Source organism: Rhizobium mongolense USDA 1844, from assembly GCF_000419765.1.
Lineage (GTDB): Bacteria > Pseudomonadota > Alphaproteobacteria > Rhizobiales > Rhizobiaceae > Rhizobium > Rhizobium mongolense.
In genome coordinates this window covers 35,174-58,656 of the sequence record NZ_ATTQ01000024.1, presented here as the reverse complement: position 1 = coordinate 58,656, position 23,483 = coordinate 35,174, and the positions used below count along the sequence as shown (strand labels likewise).

18 protein-coding genes are annotated in these 23,483 nt (G+C 58.8%); 14 read left to right on the top strand and 4 right to left on the bottom strand.

Annotation, left to right across the window (positions count from 1 at the left end):
- Window position 1: 1 nt before the first annotated feature.
- Both A3C3_RS0130965 and coaA read left to right on the top strand, forming a co-directional pair.
- A complete protein-coding gene (locus tag A3C3_RS0130965; RefSeq protein ID WP_022718442.1) occupies window positions 2–325 on the top strand; it encodes a phosphoribosyl-ATP diphosphatase in 324 nt (107 codons plus the stop codon).
- Window positions 322–1,317 carry a type I pantothenate kinase gene (gene coaA / locus A3C3_RS0130960; RefSeq protein ID WP_022718441.1) on the top strand — a complete coding sequence of 332 codons (996 nt, stop codon included), beginning with the start codon at window positions 322–324 and terminating at the stop codon, window positions 1,315–1,317. The genes A3C3_RS0130965 and coaA overlap by 4 nt, the downstream gene beginning before the upstream one ends.
- Window positions 1,318–1,323: 6 nt before the next feature.
- On the opposite strand, the gene A3C3_RS0130955 is transcribed toward coaA, so the two are convergent.
- From A3C3_RS0130955 to A3C3_RS0130945, 3 genes are all read right to left on the bottom strand, one after another.
- The gene (locus tag A3C3_RS0130955; RefSeq protein ID WP_022718440.1) at window positions 1,324–1,935 is read right to left on the bottom strand and encodes an alpha-ketoglutarate-dependent dioxygenase AlkB family protein; all 612 of its coding nucleotides are present in this window, start codon (window positions 1,933–1,935) and stop codon (window positions 1,324–1,326) included.
- Window position 1,936: 1 nt separating this feature from the next.
- Window positions 1,937–2,371, bottom strand: coding sequence for an alternative ribosome rescue aminoacyl-tRNA hydrolase ArfB (arfB, locus tag A3C3_RS0130950; RefSeq protein WP_022718439.1), 435 nt, complete (start codon window positions 2,369–2,371; stop codon window positions 1,937–1,939).
- A gap of 97 nt (window positions 2,372–2,468) precedes the next feature.
- Window positions 2,469–4,079 (bottom strand): phosphoenolpyruvate carboxykinase, encoded by a 1,611-nt coding sequence (locus A3C3_RS0130945; protein WP_022718438.1) that lies wholly within the window; start codon window positions 4,077–4,079, stop codon window positions 2,469–2,471.
- Window positions 4,080–4,421: 342 nt separating this feature from the next.
- Between A3C3_RS0130945 and A3C3_RS0130940 the strand changes: the two genes are divergently transcribed.
- The 12 genes from A3C3_RS0130940 (at window position 4,422) to trxA (ending at window position 22,067) form a co-directional block, all read left to right on the top strand.
- Complete coding sequence (locus A3C3_RS0130940) at window positions 4,422–5,153, top strand: response regulator transcription factor (protein WP_194730257.1); 732 nt, start codon at window positions 4,422–4,424, stop codon at window positions 5,151–5,153.
- A gap of 77 nt (window positions 5,154–5,230) precedes the next feature.
- Complete coding sequence (locus A3C3_RS0130935) at window positions 5,231–7,021, top strand: sensor histidine kinase (protein WP_022718436.1); 1,791 nt, start codon at window positions 5,231–5,233, stop codon at window positions 7,019–7,021.
- Window positions 7,021–7,473: an HPr kinase/phosphorylase gene (locus tag A3C3_RS0130930; RefSeq protein WP_028740152.1), complete on the top strand. Its 453-nt coding sequence runs from the start codon at window positions 7,021–7,023 to the stop codon at window positions 7,471–7,473. Before A3C3_RS0130935 ends, A3C3_RS0130930 begins: the two co-directional genes overlap by 1 nt.
- Before the next feature lie 152 nt (window positions 7,474–7,625).
- A complete protein-coding gene (locus A3C3_RS0130925; protein ID WP_022718434.1) occupies window positions 7,626–8,027 on the top strand; it encodes a PTS sugar transporter subunit IIA in 402 nt (133 codons plus the stop codon).
- A gap of 17 nt (window positions 8,028–8,044) precedes the next feature.
- Window positions 8,045–8,320 carry an HPr family phosphocarrier protein gene (locus A3C3_RS0130920; RefSeq protein ID WP_028740151.1) on the top strand — a complete coding sequence of 92 codons (276 nt, stop codon included), beginning with the start codon at window positions 8,045–8,047 and terminating at the stop codon, window positions 8,318–8,320.
- A gap of 168 nt (window positions 8,321–8,488) precedes the next feature.
- Window positions 8,489–9,889, top strand: coding sequence for an adenosylhomocysteinase (gene ahcY / locus A3C3_RS0130915; RefSeq protein WP_022718432.1), 1,401 nt, complete (start codon window positions 8,489–8,491; stop codon window positions 9,887–9,889).
- Window positions 9,890–10,091: 202 nt separating this feature from the next.
- Window positions 10,092–12,671 (top strand): PAS domain-containing sensor histidine kinase, encoded by a 2,580-nt coding sequence (locus A3C3_RS0130910; protein ID WP_022718431.1) that lies wholly within the window; start codon window positions 10,092–10,094, stop codon window positions 12,669–12,671.
- The gene (gene tsaE, locus A3C3_RS0130905; RefSeq protein ID WP_183906889.1) at window positions 12,668–14,170 is read left to right on the top strand and encodes a tRNA (adenosine(37)-N6)-threonylcarbamoyltransferase complex ATPase subunit type 1 TsaE; all 1,503 of its coding nucleotides are present in this window, start codon (window positions 12,668–12,670) and stop codon (window positions 14,168–14,170) included. The genes A3C3_RS0130910 and tsaE overlap by 4 nt, the downstream gene beginning before the upstream one ends.
- A gap of 24 nt (window positions 14,171–14,194) precedes the next feature.
- Entirely contained in the window at window positions 14,195–14,929 is a 735-nt protein-coding gene (locus tag A3C3_RS0130900) for a nucleotidyltransferase family protein (RefSeq protein ID WP_022718430.1), read from the top strand.
- Window positions 14,930–14,932: 3 nt separating this feature from the next.
- The gene (gene addB / locus A3C3_RS0130895; protein WP_022718429.1) at window positions 14,933–18,127 is read left to right on the top strand and encodes a double-strand break repair protein AddB; all 3,195 of its coding nucleotides are present in this window, start codon (window positions 14,933–14,935) and stop codon (window positions 18,125–18,127) included.
- A complete protein-coding gene (addA, locus tag A3C3_RS0130890; RefSeq protein ID WP_022718428.1) occupies window positions 18,120–21,671 on the top strand; it encodes a double-strand break repair helicase AddA in 3,552 nt (1,183 codons plus the stop codon). Before addB ends, addA begins: the two co-directional genes overlap by 8 nt.
- 75 nt (window positions 21,672–21,746) lie before the next feature.
- Complete coding sequence (gene trxA, locus A3C3_RS0130885) at window positions 21,747–22,067, top strand: thioredoxin (RefSeq protein WP_022718427.1); 321 nt, start codon at window positions 21,747–21,749, stop codon at window positions 22,065–22,067.
- A gap of 45 nt (window positions 22,068–22,112) precedes the next feature.
- Here trxA and A3C3_RS0130880 read toward each other — a convergent pair whose 3' ends face one another.
- Window positions 22,113–23,465 carry a bifunctional folylpolyglutamate synthase/dihydrofolate synthase gene (locus A3C3_RS0130880; RefSeq protein ID WP_028740149.1) on the bottom strand — a complete coding sequence of 451 codons (1,353 nt, stop codon included), beginning with the start codon at window positions 23,463–23,465 and terminating at the stop codon, window positions 22,113–22,115.
- Between the last annotated feature and the right edge of the window lie 18 nt (window positions 23,466–23,483).

Sequence of the window (23,483 nt, the reverse complement as noted above, 5' to 3'; positions counted from 1 at the left end):
TATGACCGGATTTTCCCTTTCCGATCTGGAAAAGATCGTCGACGAGCGGTCGAAGGCCCCACCGGATGAATCCTGGACGGCGAAGCTCGTTGCCGCCGGGCAGCAGAAGGCAGCAAAGAAACTCGGCGAAGAAGCCATTGAAGCCGTCATGGCTGCTGTAGCGGCGGATCGCGCCAATCTCACCTACGAGGCGGCCGACCTCCTCTATCACCTTTTGGTCGTATTGAAGATAGCAGGCATTCCGTTGCAGGATGTGATGGCGGAGCTTGAGCGGCGTACGGCTCAATCCGGCGTCAAGGAAAAGGCCAGCCGGCAGAGTTCATGAGTATCGCGACGCAAATTCTTGGGGCGCCAGAAACGCTCGATCACTTCCAGGCGAATTCCTATTCGCCGTATAATTTCTTTTCTTCCGAGGAATGGGCGAAGTTCCGCGCCGACACGCCGCTCACGCTAACGGCCGAGGAGGTCGCGAGACTGCGCTCGATGGGCGATCCGGTCGATCTCGACGAAGTCCGGCGCATCTACCTCTCGCTGTCGCGTCTGCTCTCCTCACATGTCGAATCATCGCAATTGCTCTTTGAGCAGCGCAATCGGTTCCTGAGTTTGTCCGACGTGACGAAAACGCCATTCGTCATCGGCATCGCCGGCTCCGTCGCCGTCGGCAAATCAACGACCGCGCGTATCTTGAAGGAACTCCTGCGGCGCTGGCCATCGAGTCCAAAGGTCGACCTGATCACGACCGACGGCTTTCTACATCAAAACGCGGTGCTCGAGCGGGAAAATCTGATGCAGCGCAAGGGGTTTCCCGAAAGCTACGACACAGGCGCCATCCTGAAATTTCTCTCCGCGATCAAGGCCGGTCAGCCGAATGTGAAGGCGCCCGTCTATTCTCATCTGGTCTATGACGTCGTTCCGAACGAATACACGATCATCGACCGGCCCGACATCCTGGTTTTCGAAGGCATCAACGTTCTGCAGTCGCGCGACCTTCCGGCCGACGGCAAGATCGTGCCGATGGTTTCCGACTTCTTCGATTTCTCGATCTACATCGATGCCGAAGAAGAACTGATCCACAACTGGTATGTCACACGCTTCATGCGTCTGCGCGAAACCGCCTTCCGCGATCCGAATTCCTATTTCCATCGCTATGCCTCGATCAGCGAGAAGGACGCGCTTTCGATCGCCGAAGGGCTTTGGGCCAACATCAACCTGAAGAATCTCCGGCAGAACATTCTGCCGACCCGCCCACGGGCTGATCTGATCCTGCGCAAGGGTGAAAACCATCTCATCGAGCAGGTCGCGCTAAGAAAACTTTAGCCGGATTCACGGATCCACACGCCTTAACGTCAGGTTGATCCGCCCGCCATTCTTGAGCAGCGTGGAAGTCGCCGGATAGATGCGGTCGACGCCGTGAAAGCGTAGGCGCCCTTCGCCCCCAAGCACCACGATATCGCCGCTGGCGAGTTTGACCGACTGCGTGCGGTCTGTGCGGGAGAGCCCGCCGATGCGGAAAAGACAACTGTTGCCGAGAGAGATCGAGACGACAGGCGCCTTAAAATCCTGCTCATCCCTGTCTTGATGCAGACCCATTCTTGCGTCGTCTGAATAGAAATTGATCAGGCAAGCCTGCGGCGGTTTTTCGTAGTCGGAAACGTCGTTCCAGATGTCGAGCAAGACGTCCGGCATCGCTGGCCATGGCCTGCCGGTGACAGGATGTGTCGATTGATAGCGGTAGCCGCGCTCCTTATCGGTGACCCAGCCCAGTGGTCCGCAATTGCTCATCCGGACCGACATCGGTTTGCCCGTGCTCGGCATTACGGGCACGAAAAGCGGAGCCTCAGCGACAATGCCGCGGATCGTTTCGACGAGCGCTTCCTGCCGGGCCCGGTCCAGATATTCCGGGAAGTGACAGACGCCCGTCGAAAGCTCCGGCATATCATTCTCCACCGGGACGGCTGCGCATCTTCTTCACTTCGGCGCGGCCGGATTTTTCCTTCAGGCGGCGTTCGATCGAGCCTTTGGTCGGTTTCGTTTTCTTGCGCGGCGGCGGTGGGGGTTTGGCAGCCTCAAGGATCAGGTCCTTGAGGCGTTCTCGCGCATCCTCGCGATTGCGATCCTGACTGCGAAAGCGGCTTGCCTCGATCATGAGGGCGCCCTCTTTCGACATGCGCCTGCCGGCAAGCTTTATGGCATTGGTCTTGACGCGATCGGGAAGCGAAGGTGAATTCGGGATATTGAAGAACAGCTGGACGGCCGTCGATACCTTGTTGACATTTTGGCCGCCGGGACCGCCAGCCAGAACGAATTGTTCCGTCAGCTCCCATCCAGCGATGGTGATCCCGTCGTTGATATAGAGCGCGTCGCTGGCCATGCGGCTTCTATCTCATATCCGTGGGAATTTTAAAACACGCAAAGAAAAACCCGGCAAATTAGGCCGGGTTTCACGTGAATCATCAATACTTTGGAACCTATTCGGCCGCAGCCTTGATGCCGGGCGCCGCATCGCGCACGCCGCCGTCGACATGTGCCTCGAACTTCGCGAAGTTCGAAATGAACATGGAGACGAGCTTTTCTGCCTGAATATCGTAGGCTGCACCGTTGGCCCACGTAGAGCGCGGATCGAGAATACCGCTTTCGACGCCAGCGACAGTAACGGGCACCGCGAAACCGAAATTCGGATCAATGCGGAAATCTGCCTTGGCCAGATCGCCGGAGAGCGCTACCGACAGCAAAGCACGCGTGGCCTTGATCGGCATGCGCTTGCCAGTACCATAAGCACCACCCGTCCAACCGGTATTGACAAGCCAGCATTCAACACCGTGGCGATGGATGAGTTCTTTCAGCAGATTGCCATATTCGGCCGGATGACGCGGCATGAACGGCGCACCGAAGCAGGTCGAGAATGTCGCTTCCGGTTCCGTCACGCCCTTTTCCGTACCGGCGACCTTTGCGGTGTAGCCGGAAAGGAAGTGATACATGGCCTGATCCGGCGTCAGACGCGCGATCGGCGGCATGACGCCGAAAGCATCCGCCGTCAGCATGATGATCGTCTTCGGATGAGCGGCAAGGCCGGACTTCGAGGCGTTGGGAATGAAATCCAGCGGATAGGCGCAGCGCGTGTTTTCCGTCAACGAGCCATCGTCGAAATCCGGTTGGCGCAGTTCGTTGAGCACGACGTTTTCCAGTACCGTGCCGAAACGCTGCGTTGTCGCGTAGATTTCCGGCTCCGCCTCCGCCGAAAGGCGGATTGTCTTGGCATAGCAGCCGCCTTCGAAGTTGAAGATGCCGTTTTCGCCCCAGCCATGCTCGTCGTCTCCGATCAGGGTGCGCGACGGATCAGCCGACAGCGTCGTCTTGCCGGTGCCGGAGAGGCCGAAGAAAACCGCAGAATCGCCATCCGGGCCGACGTTCGCCGAGCAATGCATCGGCATGACACCCTTTGCCGGCAGCAGGTAGTTGAGTACGGTGAAGACGGATTTCTTCATCTCTCCAGCATAGGACGTGCCGCCGATCAGCACGAGACCGTTCGTGAGGTCGCATGCAATGACCGTCTCGCTGCGGCAGCCGTGACGCTTCGGATCGGCCTTGAAGCTCGGTAGATCGATGATCGTCAGTTTCGGCACGAAGGATGCAAGGGCAGAAAGCTCCGGACGGATCAGAAGATTGCGGATGAAAAGCGAGTGCCAGGCAAATTCCGTCACGACACGCGTCGGCAGCGAGTAGTTCTGATCGGCGCCGCCGATCAGGTCCTGGGCGAAAAGCTCCTTGCCGGCGGCATGCGCCAACATATCCTGATGCAGCAAGGCAAAATGCTCCGGCGACATCGGCTTGTTGTTGTCCCACCAGATTTCGCCGTCCGTCTTGGCATCGCGCACGACAAATTTGTCGCGTGGCGAACGGCCGGTATGTTGTCCAGTCAATGCACGAAGGGCGCCTTGGGCCGTCAGTTCGGCTTCACCGCGGCGAATCGCTTCTTCATAAAGGGAGGCGGCGGTAAGGTTATAGTAAGCGCTCTTTGCGTGTCCCAAACCAATCGTCGCCAGCGTTATCGCCGGGTTGTGAATTCCGAACGTCTCCATGGCTTTTCCTTTCGTCCAAGGCTCCCGCCGTTAAAACCAAGAGGAAAACTAAGGTGGCCAATTTTAAAAAGCAATAGTGCAAAATGGCGAAAATATAATGATATCAAATAATTAATCGATTTAAATTTCTTTCGTGTATTTTAAATCGTTTGAATTACACGTTTTGGATTGGTTCTTGCCGCGCCATGTGCGACCACCATTCGCACATTGCAGCAATGCCTGCCCTTTATCTTTGCCACAATTTGTTCCACCTTTATCCCCCATAAGCGCATCCGGTCGTAGGGCCGGCCTGGGGACATCAAAAATTCCTGGAGATGCGCATAGATGACGGAGACGAACACCATGGCGACAATCGCGCTCGTTGACGACGACCGCAACATCCTCACTTCCGTGTCGATCGCACTGGAAGCCGAAGGATACAAGGTCGAAACCTATACGGATGGCGCCTCGGCCCTCGATGGCCTTATCGCGCGCCCGCCGCAACTCGCTATCTTCGATATCAAGATGCCGCGCATGGATGGAATGGAGCTCTTGCGACGGTTGCGGCAGAAATCCGATATGCCGGTGATTTTCCTCACCTCCAAGGACGAGGAGATCGACGAACTGTTCGGCCTGAAGATGGGCGCCGATGACTTCATCACGAAGCCATTCTCCCAGCGACTGCTCGTGGAACGGGTCCGCGCCGTGCTTCGCCGCGCTTCCAGCCGGGAAACAACGACGGTTGCCGGCGCTGGCGCCGCGCCAAAAACGGGCGCTGCCCAGCTCGCGCGCTCACTCGAACGCGGCCAGCTTGTCATGGACCAGGAACGCCATACCTGCACATGGAAGAGCGAACCGGTGACGCTGACGGTAACCGAGTTCCTCATCCTTCATTCGCTCGCACAGCGCCCGGGCGTGGTGAAAAGCCGCGACGCGCTGATGGACGCGGCCTATGACGAACAGGTCTATGTCGACGACCGTACCATCGATAGCCACATCAAGCGGCTTCGCAAGAAATTCAAGATGGTCGATACCGACTTTGATATGATTGAAACGCTTTACGGAGTGGGATACCGCTTCCGCGAAGCAGCCTGACGCCTGTCGGCGCGGCGCATGAGTATTGTCGAGGGCTGGAGGCGGGAGACCGCCACGCCCTCCGAAAGGGCCTGTCGTTGGCACAGTTGGTGCAGGAAAGGGACTTGGATGACGCGGAAGGCTTGAGCGGCCGCCGTGTCAGGGGAAGGCGCTGGTCGCATCCCTTCACCATCATTCGCCGCATCTTCGGCAATGCCGTCTTTTCGAGCCTGACGCGCCGCATCCTCTTCTTCAATCTCGCAGCACTGCTCGTCCTTGTAGGCGGCATTCTTTACCTCAACCAGTTTCGCGAGGGCCTGATCGACGCCCGCGTCGAGAGCTTGCTGACGCAAGGCGAAATCATCGCCGGTGCGGTTTCGGCATCGGCCTCCGTCGATACGAACTCGATCACCATCGATCCGCAGAAGCTTCTCGAGCTGCAGGCCGGACAGAGCATTACGCCCGTCCCGAATGATGAGGATCTTGAATTCCCGATCGATCCGGAAAAGGTAGCACCGGTTCTCAGACGGCTGATTTCGCCCACGCGCACGCGTGCCCGCATCTTTGATGCCGATGCCAACTTGCTTCTCGATTCGCGCCATCTCTATTCGCGAGGTCAGGTCTTGCGCTTCGATCTGCCGCCGGTGGAGGAAGAGAAGCAGACTTGGGCTGAATGGCTTACAACACTTTTCAACAAGGCGCTCCAGCCTGGGAATCTGCCGGTCTACAAGGAAGCGCCGGGTGGCGACGGGTCGATCTATCCGGAAGTGATGAATGCGTTGACGGGAGTGCGCGGCGCCGTTGTACGCACCACTGACAAGGGCGCACTCATCGTCTCTGTAGCTGTCCCGATCCAGCGTTTTCGTGCCGTTCTCGGCGTTCTGCTGCTTTCGACGCAGGCCGGTGACATCGACAACATCGTCCATGCCGAACGCTTGGCGATCATGCGCGTCTTCGGTGTGGCGACACTCGTCAACGTTCTGTTGTCGCTGGTTCTCTCGTCGACGATCGCCAATCCGCTTCGCCGTCTCTCGGCTGCGGCGATCCGCGTCCGGCGCGGCGCAAAGGAGCGCGAGGAAATTCCGGATTTCTCAGCCCGCCAGGACGAGATCGGCAACCTTTCGATCGCGCTCCGCGAGATGACCACCGCACTTTATGACCGTATCGATGCGATCGAAAGCTTTGCCGCCGATGTCAGCCACGAGCTCAAAAACCCACTGACCTCGCTTCGCAGCGCCGTGGAAACGCTGCCGCTGGCCAAGTCGGACGATTCCAAGAAGCGGTTGATGGATGTGATCCAGCACGACGTCCGCCGCCTCGATCGTCTCATCAGCGATATCTCCGACGCCTCGCGCCTCGATGCCGAACTTGCCCGTGTCGATGCCCGATCCGTCGATCTCGAGGTATTCCTTAGCGATCTGGTTGAGGTTTCAAGGCAGATTCGCCACAAGAACAAAGAGGTGCAGATCGAGCTCGCGATCGAACGCAAGCCCGGCGTCAAGACGCGTTTCGTCGTCAATGGTCATGATCTCCGTATCGGCCAGATCATTACCAACCTCATCGAGAATGCCCGCTCCTTCGTTCCGGATGAGGGCGGCAAGATCACCGTTCGGCTGTTCCGCACACGGTCGCGCTGCATTGTCTATATCGAAGACAATGGTCCGGGCATCCAGGCTGAAAATATCGACCGCATCTTTGAGCGCTTCTATACAGACCGACCCGAGTCCGAAGGGTTCGGGCAAAATTCCGGTCTTGGCCTGTCGATCAGCCGTCAGATCGCGGAGGCGCATGGCGGCTCGTTGCGTGCCGAAAACATCATCGATGCAGAAACGGCAGAAGTGCTTGGCGCCCGCTTCATTCTCGCCCTGCCCGCAGTCTCGGTGTCATGATGACGGGTGCAACTTTCAACATCAACGCCACGGCGATCGTCGTCAATAAGACCGGCCTGCTTTTTGTTGGCCCCTCCGGCTGGGGTAAGTCCATGCTGGCATTCACGTGCATCACTGAGGCCAAACGGATGGGGCTGCCCGCCTCACTGGTCGCCGACGATCAGGTATTTCTGTCGAAACGCGATGGACAGGTGATCGCTGAACGACCTTCCGCAATCTCTGGTTTGATCGAGCTGCGCGGTACCGGCATCGTCAAGTGCGAAAGCGTTCCGCTCGCCCCGATGCATTATGCCGTGCTGCCCGGCAGTCCGTCGGGCGAAAATCGTCTGCCGCCTGACAACGACGTCGCGCAATTCGCAGAAGGCTTTTCGCTGCCGGCTCTGCGCTTGCTGCCAAACGCTCCAGTGCCTCTCGCGATTTTGATGGCAAAGGCACCGGACATCGGCCTATAATGCCTGCTGCATAGGCGCATTCGCCGCATATGTCTGCATTTTTATCTTGCACTTCGGCTTTTGATGGCCAAGATGTGCCCCCACCGGTGGACGCGATTGCTGCGTTGCGATATTGGGGCCACCGTTTATATGCCATTGGGAGCAGTTGAATCATGATCGGACTTGTGCTTGTCACTCATGGCAAGCTGGCTGAAGAGTTTCGTCATGCTGTAGAGCATGTCGTCGGTCCTCAGAAATTTATCGAGACGGTCTGCATCGGCCCCGAAGACGATATGGATCAGAGACGGCAGGATATCCTGCAGGCGGTCTCTAGCGCGGACGATGGCAACGGCGTCGTCATCCTGACCGATATGTTCGGGGGTACTCCTTCCAATCTCGCTATTTCGGTCATGAGCAGCGGTCATACCGAAGTGATTGCCGGCATGAACTTGCCGATGCTGATCAAGCTTGCCGGCGTGCGCGGCGAAAACAACATGGAAAAGGCGCTCATCGAAGCGTCGGAGGCCGGGCGGAAATACATCAACGTCGCCAGCCGCGTTCTGAGTGGAAAATGATGAAAACAAGTCCCGCCATGACCTCGTTTTCCCGGGAACTGCTCATCGTCAACAAGCGCGGCCTTCACGCGCGCGCCTCCGCCAAATTCGTCCAAATGGTCGAGACATTCGACGCTGCCGTTACTGTCTCCAAGGACGGAATGACGGTCGGCGGCACCTCGATCATGGGGTTGATGATGCTTGCCGCGAGTCCGGGCACGACCGTTCTCGTTTGCGCGAGCGGCAACCAGGCCGCCGAAGCGCTGAACGCACTGGATCAATTGGTCCAGGACAAGTTCGGCGAAGAAATGTAAGCCTTCCGGGCTTCATATAAACATATAAAGACTTCTTTATATCCTTATTGCCATCGCCTGCGAAGCCTGCTACACGGCGAGCATGGCCGTGCGTCAATGCACGCGTTCGAGCTATCGCGCCGTCAACTGCGCGCTTGATTATGAGACGCTTTTCAGCTGGAGACCTCGATGAGCACTGAGAAAGATTATGTCGTCGCCGATATCGGTCTGGCGGATTTCGGCCGCAAGGAAATTTCGATCGCCGAAACTGAAATGCCGGGCCTCATGTCTTGTCGCGCCGAATTCGGCCCGTCAAAGCCGCTGAAGGGCGCGCGCATCACCGGCTCGCTGCACATGACGATCCAGACGGCCGTTCTGATCGAAACGCTCGCGGCGCTCGGCGCAGAAGTCCGCTGGGCTTCCTGCAACATCTTTTCGACCCAGGACCATGCCGCTGCCGCAATCGCCGCATCCGGCGTACCGGTTTTTGCCGTCAAGGGCGAGTCGCTCGAAGATTACTGGGTCTACACCGACAAGATCTTCCAATGGGCCGATGGCGGCCTCTCCAACATGATCCTCGACGATGGTGGCGATGCCACCATGTACATCCTGCTCGGCGCGCGTGCCGAGGCCGGCGAAGATGTGCTCTCCCACCCGCATTCCGAAGAAGAAGAGATCCTCTTCGCACAGATCAAGAAGCGGCTTGCCGCTTCACCAGGCTGGTTCACGAAGCAGCGCGATGCGATCAAGGGTGTCACGGAAGAAACCACCACCGGCGTCAACCGCCTCTATCAGCTCAGCCAGAAGGGGCTGCTGCCCTTCCCGGCGATCAACGTCAACGACTCGGTCACCAAGTCGAAATTCGACAACAAGTATGGCTGCAAGGAATCGCTGGTTGACGGCATCCGCCGCGCCACCGACGTCATGATGGCCGGTAAGGTTGCCGTCGTCTGCGGCTATGGCGACGTCGGCAAGGGTTCGGCGGCATCGCTTTCCGGCGCCGGCGCCCGCGTCAAGGTCACGGAAGCCGATCCGATCTGCGCGCTGCAGGCAGCGATGGACGGTTACGAAGTCGTGCTGCTGGAGGACGTCGTCTCGTCGGCTGATATCTTCGTCACCACGACCGGAAACAAGGATGTCATCCGCATCGACCATATGCGTCAGATGAAGGACATGGCGATCGTCGGCAATATCGGCCACTTCGACAATGAAATCGAAGTCGCGGCACTCCGTAACCTCAAGTGGACGAATGTAAAGCCGCAGGTCGATCTGATCGAGTTCCCGAAGGGCAATCGCATTATCCTTCTCTCGGAAGGCCGCCTGCTCAATCTCGGCAACGCAACAGGCCATCCGTCCTTCGTGATGTCGGCCTCCTTCACCAACCAGACGCTGGCGCAGATCGAGCTCTTCACCAAGCCCGGTCAGTATGAAAACCAGGTCTATATTCTGCCGAAGCATCTCGACGAAAAGGTTGCCCGCCTGCACCTCGACAAGCTTGGCGTGAAATTGACGCAGCTTTCTGAAGAACAGGCCGCCTATATCGGCGTTTCGCCGAAGGGTCCTTTCAAGTCCGACCACTACAGATATTAATCTCGGCAACAATATCCACAACATCTTGGGGATGCCGCATTGACAAATGCGGCATCCCTATTTTTTGGAACCCACCTTCCCGCCGATTCCCTTCCGAAGTATTGTTCTAGAACTCGATTCGTGGCGCGGAGTTATCCGGTTTGCCCGAAAATGGGATGTCTTGTCGTGATGCGGCACATTGAAGGACGGAGACATACCGCTGATGTCGGAAATGAATCGCAGCCTGCCGGGACAGGCGGACGAGGGCGCTTGGCCTGATATCCGTTCACACGAGGCAGGCCAAAAGCATACGGCCAGAAAAGCCGTGAAGCAAAGCTCGGGGTCACTGACGCGACTCGCAAGGATTTGCGCAGGCGGAACGGCAATCGCAGCATTGGCGCGGCCGGTGCTGGCCCAAGTCGAATCCGAAGCAGCAGCATCCGCACATCTTTTCACGTCATCGCAGGTCGTTGGCTTTTCCGTCGTGATCGGCGTCATTTCCGCGGCCCTGCTTTCGACTCTCTGGCTCGTGCGCCAGCGTGGTAATCTTGAAAACGAAAGCCGTGAAATCCGGTCCGCCCTTTCCGATGCGCATCAGCGCATTTCGCAATACCAGGCGCTGATCGCCGACAAGAATCGCCGCATCGTCGTCTGGGACGGCAATGAGCGGCCGGAACTGCTTGGCCAGCTTCCAGCCGAAACCGGTGCGCCGCAGGACAGCGAATTCCTGGCGTTCGGCCTCTGGCTGAAACCCCGTTCCGCTACAGAGCTCGAAAGGGCGATTGATCGTCTACGTGGTGTTGCACAGAGCTTCGATATGGTTGTCGAAACCAGTCGCGAAGAAATCCTCGAGGCGCAAGGCCGGGTTTCCGGTGGCCGCGCCTTCGTGCGTTTCGTGGCGCTGAACAATCTGCGCGCCGAGCTTGCCGAATTGAAGATCGAGCGCGACCGGCTGATGTCCTCGATCTCGGCCTTCCAGAACCTGCTCGATGCGATCGACCTGCCCGCCTGGCAGCGCGATACCGAAGGGCGCCTCACCTGGGTCAATCAGGCCTATGGCGATGCGGTCGAGGCGACGTCGCCCCAGCACGCGATCAATGAAGGACGGGAAATCCTGACGACGGTCGCACGCGAACACATCCGCGTTGCGGCGACGCCCGAATCGCCCTTCCACGACAAGATTTCGACGGTCGTCCGTGGCAATCGCACCTTTTTCGACGTCGTTGACGTGAAGTTGCCAAGCGGTTCCGCCGGCATCGCGATCGACGTTTCTGAAGCCGCATCCGTCCGCGCCGAGCTTGAGCGGACGCTGAAGAGCCACGCCGAGACTCTCGACCATCTTGCGACGCCTGTTGCGATCTTCGATGGCGACCGCCGTTTGCAGTTTTATAATCAGGCCTTCGTCGCTCTCTGGGAGCTCGATATCGCTTTCCTCGAAAGTAAGCCCGACAACGCCGAGTTGCTGGAGCGTTTGCGCGCCGCAAAAAAGCTTCCCGATCAGCTCAACTGGAAAAGCTGGAAGGAAACCGCACTTTCCGTCTATCGGGCACTCGATACGCAAACGGACCTCTGGCATCTGCCGAACGGTCAGACACTGCGGGTCTTTGCGACCGCACATCCACAAGGCGGCGCAACCTGGGTTTTCGAGAATTTAACCGAACAGGTCGCTCTCGAGACGAGATACAATACATTGGTCAAGGTCCAAGGCGAAACGATCGACCATCTCTCCGAAGGCGTCGCCGTTTTCGGAGCCGACGGTCGTATTCGCCTTTCGAATCCGGCCTTCCGTATGCTCTGGGGCATTACCGAAGCCGAGGCCAAGCCGGGAACGCATATTCGTGCGATTGGCGAAACGTGCTTACAGTCCTATGACCGGCCGGACGGCTGGAAGACCTTTGCGGAGCTGATTACCAGCTTCGATGATGAACGCCGTTCCAGCCAGGGAACACTGGAATTGCTCTCTGGCCTCGTGCTGGATTACGCCGTCATTCCGTTGCCCAACGCCCAGACGATGCTGACTTTCGTCAACATGACCGACAGCGTCCGCGCTGAACGTGCGCTGACTGAGAAGAACGAGGCGCTGCGCAAGGCCGACGAGCTGAAGAACGATTTCGTCCAGCATGTCTCCTATGAGCTGCGCTCTCCACTGACCAATATTATCGGTTTTGCCGATCTGCTGCGCACCCCGAGTGTCGGACCGCTGAACGAGCGTCAGGCCGAATATATCGACCACATTTCGACCTCCTCGTCCGTGCTGCTGACGCTGGTCAACGATATTCTCGATCTTGCCACCGTGGATGCCGGCATTATGAGGCTCAACTATTCGGAAATCGATCTCAACGATCTTCTCGATGACGTCTCCATGCAGATTGCCGACCGGCTGCAGGAAAGCGGCGTGACGCTGGAGATCACAGCGCCTGCCTATCTTGGCTCGATCGTCGCCGATCCCCAGCGTTTGAAACAAATCCTGTTGAAGCTGCTTTCCAATGCTGCGAATTTTTCACCGGAAGGCGCGGGAATCTCTCTCGAATGCCATCGCGAAGGCACGGATTTCGTCTTCTCCGTCAGCGACCGCGGCCCCGGTATTCCGCAGGACATGATCGCGACAGTCTTCGATCGTTTTGCCACGGGCGCAAAAAGCGGCAAGCGCGGCGGTGCAGGCCTTGGCCTTTCGATTGTTGACAGTTTCGTCAGCCTACATAACGGCAGGGTTTCGATCGATAGCCAGCCGGGCAAAGGAACGAAGGTTATTTGCCGGATTCCCTCGATCAACCTGCCGCACTCCGTCGCAGCAGCAGAATGATCACGAAGGACGGCACAATCTCCCTTTTCCTGGAAGACGAGGCGGCAACAATCCGCCTTGGAGAAGATTTGGCGCTCGCGCTGAAGGCTGGTGATTGCCTGGCATTTTCCGGAGATCTCGGCGCTGGAAAATCATCCCTTGCCCGTGCGTTTCTGCGTGCCATGGCGGATGACGAGCGGCTTGAGGTCCCGAGCCCGACATTTACGCTGGTTCAATCCTACGATTTGCGGATTCCGGTTTCGCACTTCGATCTCTACCGTCTCGCTGACGGTGCGGAGTTGGAGGAACTCGGCTTCGACGAAGCGCTTCAGAACGGTATCTGCCTTGTCGAATGGCCGGAAATGGCAGAAGACGAATTGCCCGCCGATCGTATCGTGATGAAACTTGAGCATGCAGACAGGGGCCGGCGCGCAACGATTTCTGCGCCGTCCGCACAGATGCAGAGAATCCGCCGCGTTCTCGCAATCCGCGCTTTTCTCGCGAAAGCCGGGCACCCGATCGCAAAACGCCGCTTCCTGACGGGTGATGCGTCGCTGCGCGCCTACGAAGCGATCTATCCGGATCGCCAGGGCCGCAAGATACTGATGGATTGGCCGCCGCTTCCCGAGGGACCGGCGGTACTCGACGGAAAGCCTTATCCGAAGGTTGCCCATATTGCCGAGAATGCCTATCCCTTCGTTGCAATTGCCAATGTGCTGCGCGAAAGAGGCTTTGCAACGCCAGAAATCTATGAGGTCGACTATGCTCAGGGCATTCTGCTGATCGAAGATCTCGGCAGCGATGGCGTGCTTGACGAGGGCGACAAGCCCATCGCCTCGCGTTACCGACAAAGTGTCGCCTGCCTTGCGCATTTGCACGGGATGAAGATTCCGCAGGATATCCGCGTCACCGATAGCCACATCCACCACATTCCCGATTTTGACCGCACCGCCATGAAGATGGAAGTGCGCCTTGTTCTCGACTGGTATCTTCCCTGGAAGCGCGGGACAGCTCCCAGCGATGCCGAGCGTGAGGAATATCTGGCGATCTGGGACAGGCTCATCGATGAACTCGCATCGGCAGAAAAAAACCTGTTGCTCCGGGATTTCCATTCCCCAAACATCATCTGGCGCGAAGGACAAAAGGGTATTCAGAAGATCGGCCTCATCGATTTTCAAGACTCCATGATTGGCCCGACCGCCTATGATCTTGCATCCATCGTGCAGGATGCGCGCGTCACCATCGAACCTGCCCTGTTCAGGCAGCTCATGGACGACTATTTGGCTTTTCGTCGCGCACACGGCAATTTTGACGAAGCCGGCTTCCTGAAGAGCTGGGCGATCATGTCGGCTCAGCGTAACTGCAAGCTTGCCGGTCTCTGGGTGCGGCTGTTGCAGCGCGACGGAAAGCCCGGCTATACGAAACACATGCCCCGCACGCTCTCCTATCTTAAGGTGGCGCTTGAACATGAAGCGCTTGCCCCCTTGCGCGATTGGTGCGCAAGGGCTGGAATAGGTTAGAGCGAATCATAAGTTCCGGATCAGATGACCATCAAACAAGCCATGGTGCTGGCTGCCGGCCTTGGCACCCGCATGCGCCCAATCACCGATACAATCCCGAAGCCGCTGGTGAAAATCGACGGCAAGCCGATGATCGACTATGCACTGGATTCGCTTGCGGAGGCAGGCGTTGAGAAAGCGGTCGTCAACGTCCATCATCTCGCCGATCAGATGCTAAAGCATTTGAATTCTTACAAAGCGCTCGATATCGTCATTTCCGACGAGCGCGACCGACTGATGAACAATGGCGGCGGCCTGGCAAAGGGCCTCAAGCTCCTTGGTCGCGGCACGGTTTTCGTCACCAATGCCGATCTTTTCTGGATCGGTGAACGGGCTGACCGGCCGAGCAACCTTCGACGTTTAGCCGGATTCTTCGATGCAAACCGCATGGATATGGCCATGCTCTGCGTCAAACTTGCAGATACGACCGGCCACAATGGCAAGAATGATTTCAATCTCGCCCCGGATGGCAGGCTTACCCGCTATCGTGAAAGGGGTCCGAACCCCGTCGTCTATGCCGGCGCAATCGTCATGGACACCTCGTTTTTGGACGATGCTCCCGCCGATGACCCGTTCAATATCAACATCTACTTCGACAAGGCGATAGAGCGCGGACGGCTTTTTGGCATGATGCTCGAGGGCCATTGGCTGACGGTCGGCACGCCGGAGGCGATCGGCGAAGCGGAGGAAACGATCCGGCGCTTCCGGACGTTTGTGTAACGGATGGCCGAACGGCACCAGCCTCGCGTTCTCACGATCCCGGCAGGTCTGCCTTTCCTGAAGACGCTTGCCGCGACGCTCTGCAACGGGGGACTGACGCCGCTCTTCCGGCACGATCCGAATGATCCGCTTTCGCTCTCCAAAGTTACGATCTACCTGCCAACGCGACGCGCCGCCCGCGTGCTGCGTTCGGAGTTCGTCGATCTTCTCGGCGGCCGGTCGGCGATCCTGCCGGTTATCCGGCCGCTCGGCGAGACGGATGACGACAGCGGCTATTTCGAGGAGGCGCTGCCTGCAACCCTCGATCTCGCGCAGCCGCTTTCGAATACGGCGCGCCTGCTGGAGCTTGCCCGCCTCATCCTCGCCTGGCGCAACAGGCTGCCAGAGATCGTGCGGCGTATCCACGCCGATTCGCCCTTGGCTGCGCCGGCGAGCCCGGCAGACGCGATCTGGCTCGCACGCAATCTTGCCGAACTGATCGATTCCATCGAGACTGAGGATCGCGAGTGGTCGGAACTCACGAAACTCGATGCCGAAGATCACGCTCTGTGGTGGCAGTTGACGGCCGAATTTCTGCAGATCGCCATCGCTTTCTGGCCGGAACGGCTTGCCGAACTCGGAAAATCGTCACCGGCACGCCATCGCAATGCAATCCTGCGTGCGGAAGCCCACCGGCTCGCAATGGCAAAACCTGCCGGACCGATTATTATTGCCGGGTCCACTGGCTCGATGCCGGCAACGGCCGACCTCATCGCTTCCGTCGCCAATCTGCCTGAGGGCGTGATCGTCCTTCCGGGCCTCGATCTATCCATGCCGGATGCGCATTGGCAGATGGTTGCGCCAGAGATTACCGCTTTCGAGCGGACCAACCCCGCGAGCCGAAGCCACCCGCAATATGGCCTTTCGTCCCTCCTCAAACGGCTGAACCTCACGCGCGGCGACGTCGTTGCGATCGAGGGGGCGGAACAAGATCTGCATCGCCGCGCAGAAATTCTTTCCCGTGCGCTCGCTCCGGCGGAAGCCACGAGCAATTGGGGCGAATGGAAGAAAGAACTCCCGGACGATGCATTGGCGGCTGCCTTTGCCAATGTCTCGCTGATCGAAGCCACAAACGAACGTGAAGAAGCGACGGCGATCGCCATAGCCTTGCGGCTGGCACTGGAGCAGCCGGGACGAAACGGCGACAGCCAGACAGCGCTGATCACACCGGACCGCAATCTCGCCCGGCGCGTGATGGCAGAGCTCTCCCGTTTCGGCATCCTGGCCGACGACTCGGCCGGTACGCCACTTGCCGCCATGCTGCAGGGAACACTCCTTCAACTGCTCCTCGAGGCAACCCTCCGGCCCGGCGATCCAGTCACAATCGTAGCATTGCTCAAGCATCCGCTGGCCCGCTTCGGCCTCGAACGCGGCGCGCTCACGCAAGCCGTCGAAGCACTCGAACTTCTCGCCCTGCGTGGCGGTGTTGCCGCGGTTGATATCAGCGCGTTGGAGCCTTTGCTGGAGCATCAACTTTCAGAGCAGGCAAGGGACAGACACGCGCCGAATTGGCGAAGGTCGCTGCCACCGGAAGCAGTGGAGCAAGCGCGCAATCTTGCCCGGCGGGTGTCCAATGCGACCGAACCGCTCGCATCCGCGCTCGTCCGGCACCGGCCGGATGGCCGTGGACTGACGGCCAGCTTCACTCTTTCCGATTGGGCGGAGCGGACCGGACGTGCACTCGAAGCCGTGGCAGTCGATGAACGCGGCAACCTCGCCAATCTCTGGGCTGGTGAAGCGGGCGATTCGCTTGCAAGCCTGCTTGGAGAGGTAATCGAGACGCAGGGCGAGATCGAAGCCGATGGGCCGCAATGGATCGATATCATGGCGGCGCTTTCGGCCGGCCAGGCAGTCAAACCGCGCGCACTCAGCCATCCAAGAGTTTTCATTTTCGGCACGTTGGAGGCGCGTCTGCAAAGCGTCGACACGCTGATCCTGGGTGGACTGAACGAAGGCTCCTGGCCCGGCCAAACGGCCAATAATCCCTTCATCTCGCGCACGATGAAGACGGAAATCGGCCTCGAGCCGCCGGAGCGGCGCATCGGCCAACTGGCCCATGACTTCGTAATGGCGAGCGGAACACGGCATCTGATCTATTCGCGCTCGCTGCGGCAAGGCTCGACGCCGACGGTCGCTTCGCGCTGGCTGCAGCGGCTTCTGGCGCTGGGCGGCGAGGCTTTCGAAAGGCAACTGAAAGCACGCGGCGACCGCTTCGTGCATTGGGTAGGCCTTCTGGACGAGAGCAAGAGCCAAGCACCCGCGCAACGGCCCTCGCCTACACCGCCCCTTGAATTGCAGCCGAAATCCTATTCCTTCAGCGAAGTTGGCCGCCTGCGGCGCGATCCTTATGCCGTCTATGCCCGGCGCATCTTGCGGCTGGACCCCGTGGATCCCTTCAATCGCGATCCAGGTGCTGCGGAACGCGGGACGCTCTATCACACGATCATCGACCGCTTTGTCCGTGAAGGTCATGCTGCAGGTACGCCGGAAGCCGCGCAAGCAATGGAAACCATTCTGATGGAGCGCTTCGACATGGAGCACCTGCCGTCGCACATTGATGCGGTATGGCGTCCGCGTTTCAGGGAGGTGGCGCGCGCATTCCTCGAATGGGAAGCCGAACGCCGACCGGCGATCCGCAAGACTTATACGGAAGTGCGCGGCGGCGTGGAACTCGAACCGATCAGTATCCGGTTGACAGGCGTTGCGGATCGCATCGATGTGACGGGGCCAAACACTGCCGACATCATCGACTACAAGACCGGCTACAATCCATCGCCCGCACAGGCGCGCGCGCTTCTCGACCCGCAGTTGGCGCTCGAGGCCGCGGCGCTCAGCGCCGGCGCCTTTCGCGACGTCGGAAGCCTGACACCGCAGGATCTCATCTATGTGCGCCTTCGGCCCGGCAGCCGTTTCGACACCGATGTAGTCAACAATGAAACTTCCACGCGAAGCGACAAGGCAAAATCGGCTCTCGATCTGGCAGGGGAATCGATCGATCAGTTGGTCAAATTCGTGTCTCTTCTGCAATCCGGCGAACGTGGCTTCACGTCACGGTTAATTCCGGCGCAGCAGTTCGATTTCGGAGGTGATTACGATCACCTTGCGCGCGTTTCCGAATGGTCGACGGCCGAAAACGAAGAAGGGGGCGGCGATGAGTGATCCGACCGCACTTCCGGAAGGCGACGATCCGGGCATATGGATCAGCTGGACGACGATCCAGCAGTCGATTGCCTCCGACCCGTCGCGGTCAGCCTGGGTTTCGGCCAATGCCGGTTCCGGCAAGACGCATGTGTTGACCCAGCGCGTCATCCGCCTTCTGCTTTCCGGTGCGCGGCCCTCGGCCATCCTCTGCCTCACTTATACCAAGGCTGCCGCATCCGAAATGTCGAATCGTGTCTTCGCACGTTTGGCCGAGTGGTCGGTGCTGCCGGACGAGGAACTCAAAAACCGGATAACGCAGATCGAAGGCGAAACGCCGGATCGGCTCAAGCTTGCCGAAGCGAGACGGCTTTTTGCCAAGGCGCTGGAAACGCCGGGCGGGCTGAAAATCCAGACCATCCATGCCTTTTGCGAGGCCTTGCTGCATCAGTTTCCACTGGAGGCCAATGTCGCCGGACACTTCTCGGTTCTCGACGATCGCGCCGCAGCGACGTTGCTCGCCGATGCCCGCCGCTCGCTGTTGACCGCGACGACACCCGGGCAGGATCCCGAGCTTGCCGATGCCTTCTCCTATATTCTCAATCTCGGTGACGAGACCGGGTTGGAGACATTGCTTGGCGAGATCGTCGCCAACCGCAACGCCATTCGCCGCTTCAGTTCCGCGGCTGAGCAACAAGGCGGGATTGCGGCCACGCTGCGCAGGGAGCTGCAACTTTCGGCCGACGAAACAGAGGCCCAGATCACCTCGCGATACTGGCCGCTGCCGGGTCTCTTCGGCCTGACGCTCGATCTTTACCAGACATTGACAGCCCAAAAGGGCGGCGCGAAAGCGCAGGAAGTCGCCTATGGCTTGCGGCAGGCTTCCAATGAGCGGAATGCGGCAAAGCGGGCCGAATTGCTGGAAAAGATATTCCTGACGGCAAAGGGCGAACCTAAGTCGGGCTCGCAATTTACCGTCAAAGCCATGCTCTCCGATGCACCTGAGCTTGCTGATGCGATCGCTGAAGCGCGCGCGCATATCGTCGCCTGCCGCGACCGCCTCAAGATCATGCGGATGTTCAATGCCACACATGCAGCGCTTATCCTTGCCGACCGGCTGAACCGGGATTATGAGGACCTGAAAAAGCAGCGCAGTCAGCTGGATTTCGAAGATCTCATCACGCGCACCGCGGATCTGCTGACGAAGAGCGGCGTCGGGCCCTGGATCCACTATAAGCTCGACCAGGGTATCGATCACATTCTGGTGGATGAAGCGCAGGATACGAGCCCAATCCAATGGAGCGTCATCCAGTCGCTGGCGGAAGATTTCTTTTCCGGCGAAAGTGCGCGGCCCGTCGTGCGGACGCTGTTTGCCGTCGGCGACGAGAAGCAATCGATCTATTCCTTCCAGGGCGCGCGCCCGGAACGTTTCTCCGAGGAGAGCGAACGCACAAGGAGGCGGGTTTCGGCAAGCGGTCAAATGTTCTCGTCCGTGCGTCTGCCCCTTTCCTTTCGCTCGACATCCGACGTTCTCGCTGCGGTCGACCATATCTTCACATCATCCGAAAACGCGCGAGGCCTCAGCGCCGTCGAAGAGCCGGTCGTTCACCGCTCTAGCCGCATCGGTCACCCAGGTGCCGTCGATCTCTGGGAGATGATCGCCCCCGAAGCCACCGTTAAGGACGAAGACTGGACGGCGCCCTTTGACGCGACACCCGAAAGCGCCCCAGCTGCTATTCTTGCCCGCCGTATGGCCCATACGATCGAGCGGCTTGTCGGCCACGAGACGATCGTCGAGAAGGGCAAGGAGCGTCTTATTCGGGCGGGTGATATTCTTGTGCTGGTCCGCAAGCGCGATACCTTCGTCAATGCGCTGACCCGCGCACTGAAACGGCGCGATAATATTCCGGTCGCGGGCGCAGACCGCCTCAGGCTGACCAGCCATATCGCCGTTCAGGACTTGCTGGCGCTTGGCCGCTTCCTCTTGTTGCCGCAGGATGATCTTTCACTGGCGGCGGTGCTCAAGAGCCCGCTGTTCGACCTATCAGAAGACGATATCTTCGCACTCGCTGCGCTGCGTAGCGACAATGCAAGCGTGTGGGCTCACCTGCAGCAATTTGCAGTCGACGGTAACGAGCGATATGCGACCGTGACAGAAAAGCTCACGCTACTTCTTGATCAATCGCGAAGTCTGTCCGTCCACGACTTTTACTCGCGCCTGCTTGGCGTTCACGGCGGCCGGCGCCAGTTTCTCGCGCGTCTCGGCACCGAGGTCAGCGATATTCTGGACGAGTTCCTCACATTCACGTTCGATCACGAAAGCTCGGGGCTGCCCGGCCTGCAATCCTTCATCTCAACGCTGGAACTCGAAGCGCCCGAGGTGAAGCGTGAGCAGGACAAGGGCCGCAACGAGGTTCGGATCATGACCGTGCATGCTTCCAAGGGATTGGAAGCACCGATCGTTTTTCTGGTCGACGGCGGCTCGAAAGCTTTTACGCATACCCACATGCCGAAGCTGCGCCTGATCGAAACAAGTGCAGTGACCCCTCCAATACCTGTCTGGGTTCCGGTCAGCGACCTTGCCAATTCGATGACGCAAGCCGATGCGGCACGACTTCAGAAATTGGCGGAAGAGGAATACCGGCGGCTGCTCTATGTGGCAATGACACGCGCCGCCGACCGGTTGATTGTCTGCGGGTATCGCGGTGCCAGGGCAAACAGCGATACTTGGCACATGATGATTTCATCCGCGATGGAAGACAGCCACCCGCATGTTACGCCGGCAACCTTCAATGGACCGGACGGTGAATGGCAGGGCGTGAAATGGCGCGTGCCGCAAGTCGGCCGCACGTTCGAGCGCTCCGAGAAGCTGGAAGACCGGAACGAACGGGAGGCCCTGCCCTCCAGCATTCTCAGGCCGCTCCCGCAGCAAAGGCAGTTGCCGAGACCCCTCAGCCCATCCGGCGCCGGAACCATCATCGATGAGGAGGCGGATGACCTCTTGATCAATTCGCCGCTCTTTGCGGAAAAAAACCGCTCCGACCGGTCGTTGGAAAAGGGGCGTCTGATCCATCGCATGCTGCAGACTCTACCGGACATCGCTCCAGCCGAGAGAGCGGAGGCGGCGGCGCGTTACGCAAACCGTGCTGCACGTTTCTGGCCGGAAACCGAACGGCATCAACTGATCGATTCGGTGCTGAAACTATTAGCGGAGGACAGCCTTCAGGCGATTTTTGCAGTGCACACGCAGCCGGAAGTCTCGATCATGGGGACGCTCACCTTGAAGGGGGGCCACTATGCCGTTTCCGGCCGTGTCGATCGCTTGGCCGTATTCGACGATCGCGTCGTCGTTCTCGATTATAAAACCAATCGCGTGCCGCCCGCGACCCAAAAGGATATTCCCTTTGCGCATCAGGCGCAGCTTGCGATCTACCGGGAAATCCTCGCGCCGCTCTATCCCGGCAAGCGCATCGATTGCGTGCTCGTCTATACCGAGAACGCCACGGTTTATACTTTGACCGAGCATGAGCTCGAAATGGCGCTTGCAGGACTCAAAACAAAGTGAAATACCGGACATTGAAAGTTCGGCACCGCACCATCACATGTGGATCAACAGTAAATTCCGCTAAAGGAGCAGCCTATGGCTACCGTGAAAGTCGACATCAACAACTTCCAGTCGGAAGTTCTGGAATCTGCAGAACCCGTCGTCGTTGATTTTTGGGCTGAGTGGTGCGGTCCGTGCAAGATGATCGCCCCGAGCCTTGAGGAAATTGCAACCGAACTCGCCGGCAAGGTTAAGGTCGCCAAGCTTAACATTGATGAGAACCCGGAACTGGCCGCCCAGTTCGGCGTCCGCTCGATTCCGACGCTTGCCATTTTCAAGGCTGGTGAAGTTGCCGATATCAAGGTTGGCGCTGCTCCGAAGACCGCTCTTTCGAGCTGGATTTCGAACGCCGCTTAATTTCATTGCACATTGAAGGAAAAGCCCGGCTTCGACCGGGCTTTTTCATTTCGGGGGTGTTTCGTTGTCTACAAGAACATCGCCGACGAGATAGAGCGACCCGCCGATCAGGATTCTGGGCGCAGGTGCCTGCGGATCAAGGATTTCCTTGATCGCGTCCAACGCTTCACCGACTGTGGACTTCGGCTCTGCGACAAGGCCCGCATCATAGGCAGAATTTGACAGGATCACCGGATCGATCATCGCATCGCTGCCACGGATCGGCACGCAGAAAACCTTTTCCGCAAGCCCGACGAAGGCCCTGAAATAGCCGACCGGGTCCTTGGTATTGATCATGCCGGTTATGAGGTAGAGCGGCCGCGGCTGCTTTTCCTCGAAATTTGCCATGGCCTCGGCGATAACTTCGCCAGCACCGGGATTATGGCCCCCATCGACCCAGATTTCGGCACCGGCCGGGGCGTGTGCGATAAGGCGGCCCTCGGTCAGCCGCTGAAGGCGGCCGGGCCATTCAACGGAATTCATAGCCTTTTCCATCATCGCTTCGGTGACAACGAAACCTGCTGCCTTGACGGCGCGGATTGCTGCTGCGGCGTTGGCATATTGATGGCGGCCGGGAAGGCGCGGCAACGGCAGATCGGCGAGACCGAATTCGTCCTGATAGACGAGGCGGCCATATTCCTCATGCGCCATGTAATCCTGGCCGAAGACAGCGGTCGGGCAATGCAAGCGCTCGGCAGTCGACATCAGGACATCCAGGACTGCGTCATATTCCTGATGGCCGATCACCACGGCATGGCCGGGCTTCATGATGCCGGCTTTTTCAGCCGCGATCAGTTCGACGCGGTCGCCGAGATAGGGCTGATGATCGAGCGAGATCGGCATGATGACCGAAACGGCCGGATCGGCGATCACGTTTGTCGCATCAAACCGTCCGCCGAGACCGACCTCGATGATTGCCGCATCGGCCGGGCGCTCGGAAAAGAGAAGGAAAGTCACCGCCGTCAGGATTTCGAAGACCGTGATTTTCTGGCCGGCATTCGCTTCAGCAACGCGCCGAAGCGCTTCTGCAAAAACCGCATCGTCGACAAACTGACCCCGGCCTCCCTTAAGACCGATCCGATAGCGCTCATGCCAGTTGACCAGGTGTGGCGAGGTATGGACATGGACGCCGTAGCCACCGGCTTCCAGCAATGCTCGGCAAAAGGCTGTAACCGAACCCTTGCCATTTGTTCCGGCAACATGAATGACCCGCGGCAGCCGGTTCTGCGGATTGCCGAGAACTTCGAGAAGGCGGGTGATGCGATCGAGCGAAAGATCGAAGCCCTTGGGATGCAATCCCATGAGCTTGTTGATCTCCTGCGCTGCTTCACTCACTGCAGTCTGGCCTCTGGGTATCATTCCGCACCCCGCCCAAGC

Bases quoted from the DNA above. Each gene is read 5' to 3' on its own strand.
- A3C3_RS0130965 (WP_022718442.1), top strand. From the start codon at position 2: ATGACCGGATTTTCCCTTTCCGATCTGGAAAAGATCGTCGACGAGCGG.
- coaA (WP_022718441.1), top strand. From the start codon at position 322: ATGAGTATCGCGACGCAAATTCTTGGGGCGCCAGAAACGCTCGATCAC.
- A3C3_RS0130955 (WP_022718440.1), bottom strand. From the start codon at position 1,935: ATGCCGGAGCTTTCGACGGGCGTCTGTCACTTCCCGGAATATCTGGAC.
- arfB (WP_022718439.1), bottom strand. From the start codon at position 2,371: ATGGCCAGCGACGCGCTCTATATCAACGACGGGATCACCATCGCTGGA.
- A3C3_RS0130945 (WP_022718438.1), bottom strand. From the start codon at position 4,079: ATGGAGACGTTCGGAATTCACAACCCGGCGATAACGCTGGCGACGATT.
- A3C3_RS0130940 (WP_194730257.1), top strand. From the start codon at position 4,422: ATGGCGACAATCGCGCTCGTTGACGACGACCGCAACATCCTCACTTCC.
- A3C3_RS0130930 (WP_028740152.1), top strand. From the start codon at position 7,021: ATGACGGGTGCAACTTTCAACATCAACGCCACGGCGATCGTCGTCAAT.
- A3C3_RS0130925 (WP_022718434.1), top strand. From the start codon at position 7,626: ATGATCGGACTTGTGCTTGTCACTCATGGCAAGCTGGCTGAAGAGTTT.
- A3C3_RS0130920 (WP_028740151.1), top strand. From the start codon at position 8,045: ATGACCTCGTTTTCCCGGGAACTGCTCATCGTCAACAAGCGCGGCCTT.
- ahcY (WP_022718432.1), top strand. From the start codon at position 8,489: ATGAGCACTGAGAAAGATTATGTCGTCGCCGATATCGGTCTGGCGGAT.
- A3C3_RS0130910 (WP_022718431.1), top strand. From the start codon at position 10,092: ATGTCGGAAATGAATCGCAGCCTGCCGGGACAGGCGGACGAGGGCGCT.
- tsaE (WP_183906889.1), top strand. From the start codon at position 12,668: ATGATCACGAAGGACGGCACAATCTCCCTTTTCCTGGAAGACGAGGCG.
- A3C3_RS0130900 (WP_022718430.1), top strand. From the start codon at position 14,195: ATGACCATCAAACAAGCCATGGTGCTGGCTGCCGGCCTTGGCACCCGC.
- addB (WP_022718429.1), top strand. From the start codon at position 14,933: ATGGCCGAACGGCACCAGCCTCGCGTTCTCACGATCCCGGCAGGTCTG.
- addA (WP_022718428.1), top strand. From the start codon at position 18,120: ATGAGTGATCCGACCGCACTTCCGGAAGGCGACGATCCGGGCATATGG.
- trxA (WP_022718427.1), top strand. From the start codon at position 21,747: ATGGCTACCGTGAAAGTCGACATCAACAACTTCCAGTCGGAAGTTCTG.
- A3C3_RS0130880 (WP_028740149.1), bottom strand. From the start codon at position 23,465: ATGATACCCAGAGGCCAGACTGCAGTGAGTGAAGCAGCGCAGGAGATC.